This window comes from Protofrankia sp. CiP1_Cm_nod3, assembly GCF_982290655.1.
In genome coordinates this window covers 5,382-9,828 of record NZ_CEVIVD010000116.1, presented here as the reverse complement: position 1 = coordinate 9,828, position 4,447 = coordinate 5,382, and the positions used below count along the sequence as shown (strand labels likewise).

The window sequence follows — 4,447 nt, the reverse complement described above, 5'->3', positions numbered from 1 at the left end:
ATAGTGGCCGCGGCGGATGTTCTGCACGAACGCCTGCCCGGCGCCGATCACCTGCACGGAACGGAAACGTTTCAGCCCGCGCATCGGCCGCAGCCGCGCCTTGAACCTGCCATGATCGGTTTCGATCGGGTTGTTCGCATACCGGTCGTCGATGTGCTGGGCGGCGGGTAGCTGCTCGTCAAGGACCCGCGGGTAGGCGGCGGCCCGGTCGGTGGTCACCTCGCACGGCCGGCGGCCGTGCGACAGCGCCTGGGTGAAGAAGCATCGGGCCGCGGCCAGGTCCCGATGCTCACTGGCGAGGACGTCGATGACCTGGCCGAACTGGTCGATCGCCCGGTACAGGTAGGTCCACCGACCGGCGACCTTCACCTACGTCTCGTCGACAAACCAACGATCACCCGGCGTGTGCCGGCACGGCCGGGCCGCGTCGATCAGCAGCGGGGTGAACCGGCGCACTCACCGGTAGATCGTGACGTGGTCGACGACGAGACCGCGTTCGGCGAGGAACTCCTCGACGTCGCGGTAGGACAGGGCGTAGCGCAGGTACCAGCGAACCGCCAGCACGATCACCTCGGGTGGGAACCGAAAACCGGCGAACTCCGAAGCTGGGACCGGTGGACGGGCAGGACGTCGACCCATCACCCGATCATGCCCGAGTGGTAGCTGCGGTGGTGGACTTCGCCAACGCAACAGTGCCGTTCCGCGTCAGGGCGTAGAGCAGCGACCACACCATGACCATCCAGCCTGCCCGGCACAGACCCCGTCCGGTAGGCAAACACCCAGGTCACCGCCCGAATCGGGATTCCGGAGCCCCACAGGATCGCCACGGACACCCTCGGTCTGCTGGTCGCGGTGGTCGTGGTCGCCGCCAGCGTGCACGACCACACCATCGGCACCGCCCTGCTGGACCGGGTGGCCGCCGCGGCACCATCGATACGTAAGGCGTGGGTGGACGCCGGGTTCACAAACACCGTCGTCGCCCACGGGGCCGGCCTGGGAATCGACGTGGAGGTCGTCGGGCGTGCCGCGGGGACGCGGGGGTTCACCCCGCTGCCCCAGCGGCGGAGAGTCGAACAGGCCTTCGGCACGCTGATGCTGCACCGCCGCCTCGCCCGGGACTACGAGACGCGACCCGCCAGCACGACCGCGATGATCCACTGGTCGATGGTGGACGTGATGACCCGCCGGCTGACCGGCACCACCACCCCGACCTGGCGGGACCCGCCGGCCTGACCGGGACGGGAGGACCCGGCGCACGACAAGGGAGCGGGATGTCGACACAGCGGCTGCTGGAACAGATCGAGACCCGACGGACACGCCTCGGACGCACCGTCGAGCAGCTACGAGAACAGATCACCGAACTGCGTGACCAGCTCACCGCCACCGAGCACACCCTGGAACGACTGGAGATCACCCGCCAGACGGTGCTGGAGCTGTCCGCCGAGGCCACCCACGCCCCAGCGGAACCGCTGCCGCCAGGGTATCGAGAGGTGCTGGCCGTGTTCACCCCCGACCACGACGGGCTGCACGCCAAGGACGTCTGCCTGGCCCTGGGCACCGGCACCGGACCCCGCCATATCGAGGGCATCCGGGCCAAGCTGAAACGGCTGGTCGAACGCGGTGTTCTCACCGAACCCGATCCCGGCCTGTTCGTCCTCCCTCACTCCACCCCATAGATCAACCCAGACCGGAAACCGGCGAATCACCACAGAACGCCCACTGAGGGCTACGGGCGAGAGGAAGGCTGGACGGATGAATAGCGTGAACCCTTGTTGATGCTTCGTAACCGCAGCTCTCCGGGTGGTGTGTGGTGCCGGGGTGACAGGGACTGGCCGTTGAGAAGCGGCGGGCGGCGGCCGAGGACTGATGATCGGTCGTGGGAACACTGAGCAAACGAGTCCGGCGTCAGATCCGAATTGTTGGTGTCGGTGTCGCGTACATGCTGGCCTGCCGTGCTACGGCCGCGTGGCCGTGAGTTATTTGGAACGCGGTGCTGTGACCCGGCTTTGGTGCTCGGTGGACGGGCGCACCGCGCGTTCGGCCAGGCGGATCACGGCGCGTCTGGGCAGGACGCGGGGAAGCTTCGTGACGAGTGTGTTCCCGAGGCCGTCGACAGCTGTCGGTCGGCCGCGGTCGATCGCTCGCAGGGCGGTCGCCACCGCCTGTTCGGGTGAGCGGCGGCGGCCGACCGACGCTTCCTGCGCGCCGACGACCTCGAAGAACGGCGTGTCGGTGGAGCCGGGGCACAGCGCGACTACCTGGACTCCGGCGGGCTTCGCCTCCGCCCAGAGCGCTTCGGTGAAGGAGAGCACGAACGCCTTGGTCGCGGCGTAGACCGCCATGTGCGCGACGGGCTGGAACGCCGCGGTGCTCGCGACATTGATGACGGTGCCGCGCCCGCGCGTGACCATGGCGGGCAGGAACCGGGCGGTCAGCACGACCACGGCCTCGCAGTTCAGTCGCACCTGTCCCACCAGGCGGTCCCGGTCGGTCGAGACCACGTCGCCGTGGGTCGCGAAACCGGCGTTGTTGACCAGGACGTCGATCGGCCGGCCGAGCGCCTCCAGCCGTCCGGCGATCTCGTCCACGGCGCTGGGCTGCTCGAGGTCCACCGCGATCACCTTGGTGTGCACCTGGTACTGCCGGGTGAGGTCCGCCGCGTGCGCCACGAGCTTGTCCTCGCTGCGGGCGACCAGTACGAGGTCGGCGCCGCGGGCGGCGAGCTCACGCGCGAAGACCACGCCGATGCCGGTCGACGCGCCCGTCACGAGTGCCGTCTGTCCGCTGAGGTCCATTTTCATCTCCATACCATCTGGTCGGTTTTTTTTGAGGGTACGGGTTCCCCGCATGATTCCGTCACACCGTCGATCTTTGGTCCGGGTGTGCTGGCGGGCGGGGGTCAGCTCTTCCCCGGAGACGGTCGCGGAGTGCTGTCGGCAGCGGGCTCGGAAAGGCCGTCGGCTGGGCTACCGGGTTCGCACAAGGCCCACTCCACGAGCTGGCCCAGGACCTTGGCTCGGTCGATGAATCGGGACGGCCCGGCCGGTTCGTCAAGAACGTCGGTCAGCGACTTGAGCCCGTCGAACGCGGCGACGAGCACGGCGGCGACCGCGTCGGGGTCGAGGCCAGTGCGCAGATCGCCCTCGGACTGACCGCGGCGCACGATGTCCGCGACAGCCTCCACCCACTCCGCCATCGGCCGGCCGACCCGGTCGGCGAGGTCGGGTTCGGCCGCCAGCTCCCGGGCCAGCCGGGTGACGGTCCACGTCGCAGGCTCGGTCACGATCAGGTCCAGCATCGCTGGGACCAGGTCGCGAAGCTGATCCACGGCGCGAGGCCGGGACGCCAGGCGTGTGCCGACCTGCTCCAGCAGGTGGGTCTTCTGGCCGGCCAGCACGGCGAGCGCCAGGTCGGACTTGGAGCGGAAGTAGAAGTAGAACGCCCCCTTGGTCATGCCTGACGCCTCGATCAGGTCGGCCATGGTGGCCACGGCATAGCCACGCTCGGCGAACACCCGCCCGGCCGTGCGCAGCAAGAAGGCGCGCGTGGCCTCGCCCTTCGCCGTAGCCGGCCTCGTCACAGCCGCACCGCCTGCCATGTGTCCAAGATAAAACCAACCGGACGGTATGTCGACGACTGACTTGTGGGCTCACGGGCACCACGGAGCGACGACGTCGGACCGGACGGCGTCTGATCCGTTCCTGGGTCAGGTCGGCGACGGGGTGGTCGGGCCGTGGCGGCTGAAGGTCGCGACCGCGATAGGGGCGTCGTCCGTTGTAGTGCGTGACATATTCGACCAGGACGGTACGGAGGCGCCGTTCACTGAAGATCATAATCCGGTCGGTGACCTCGGTCCGGACCGTGCGGACGAACCGTTGCGCGTAGGCGTTCGCCCGCGGAGTTCGGGGCGGGATCGTGACCGTGGTGATGCCGGCGTCGGCGAGGATCGCGTCGAAGGACGCGGTGAACTGCCCGGCCCGGTCGCGGACCAGGAAGTGGAAGTCGGCCGCCCGGTCACCGAGGTCCACCAGGAGGTTCCGGATTTGTTGGGTGGTCCACGGTCCGTCCGGGTTGCGGTGACCCCGTGGACGTGGACGTGGACGTGACGGGAGCCGACCTCCACGACGAAGAAGCAGTACAGACGCCGCAGCGTCACGGCGCGGTCCGCCTGGAAGAAGTCGACCGCCAGCATGGTCGATGCCTGGGCGCGCAGGAACTGCCGCCACGTCGTGTCGGTCTGGCGTTTCGGGGCCGGAGCAGCCTGAGGGACGTCAGGATTCGGCGGATCGTGGACGCGCCGACCCGGTGGCCGAGCTTGAGTAGCTCACCCTGGATCCGCTGGTACCCCCACGTCGTGTTCTCGGTCGCGAGTCGTGCGATGAGGGTCGCGATCTTCGTGCTGGCCGGCGGTCGTCCAGCCCGCTGCGGGTAGGTCCACTTTCGTGTG

The 4,447-nt window shown here is 68.8% G+C and carries 3 protein-coding genes and 3 pseudogenes; 2 read left to right on the top strand and 4 right to left on the bottom strand.

The window, feature by feature from the left end; all coding sequences use genetic code 11:
• Positions 1-639 (bottom strand): annotated as a pseudogene (locus AC5LUJ_RS18560) (IS6 family transposase); the annotation flags it as partial.
• A gap of 180 nt (positions 640-819) precedes the next feature.
• Here AC5LUJ_RS18560 and AC5LUJ_RS18555 point away from each other — a divergent pair.
• Both AC5LUJ_RS18555 and AC5LUJ_RS18550 read left to right on the top strand, forming a co-directional pair.
• A pseudogene (locus AC5LUJ_RS18555) lies at positions 820-1,233 on the top strand (transposase); the annotation flags it as partial.
• A gap of 38 nt (positions 1,234-1,271) precedes the next feature.
• Positions 1,272-1,676 (top strand): hypothetical protein, encoded by a 405-nt coding sequence (locus AC5LUJ_RS18550; protein WP_250285613.1) that lies wholly within the window; start codon positions 1,272-1,274, stop codon positions 1,674-1,676.
• Positions 1,677-1,976: 300 nt separating this feature from the next.
• Here the strand turns inward: AC5LUJ_RS18550 and AC5LUJ_RS18545 are convergent, their stop codons facing one another.
• The 3 genes and pseudogenes from AC5LUJ_RS18545 to AC5LUJ_RS18535 all read right to left on the bottom strand — a co-directional run.
• A complete protein-coding gene (locus AC5LUJ_RS18545) occupies positions 1,977-2,795 on the bottom strand; it encodes an SDR family NAD(P)-dependent oxidoreductase (protein ID WP_250285614.1) in 819 nt (272 codons plus the stop codon).
• A 104-nt stretch (positions 2,796-2,899) separates the two neighbouring features.
• Complete coding sequence (locus AC5LUJ_RS18540) at positions 2,900-3,580, bottom strand: TetR family transcriptional regulator (RefSeq protein WP_250285615.1); 681 nt, start codon at positions 3,578-3,580, stop codon at positions 2,900-2,902.
• A gap of 97 nt (positions 3,581-3,677) precedes the next feature.
• Positions 3,678-4,447 (bottom strand): annotated as a pseudogene (locus tag AC5LUJ_RS18535) (integrase core domain-containing protein); the annotation flags it as partial.

Bases quoted from the DNA above. Each gene is read 5' to 3' on its own strand.
- AC5LUJ_RS18550 (WP_250285613.1), top strand. From the start codon at position 1,272: ATGTCGACACAGCGGCTGCTGGAACAGATCGAGACCCGACGGACACGC.
- AC5LUJ_RS18545 (WP_250285614.1), bottom strand. From the start codon at position 2,795: ATGGACCTCAGCGGACAGACGGCACTCGTGACGGGCGCGTCGACCGGC.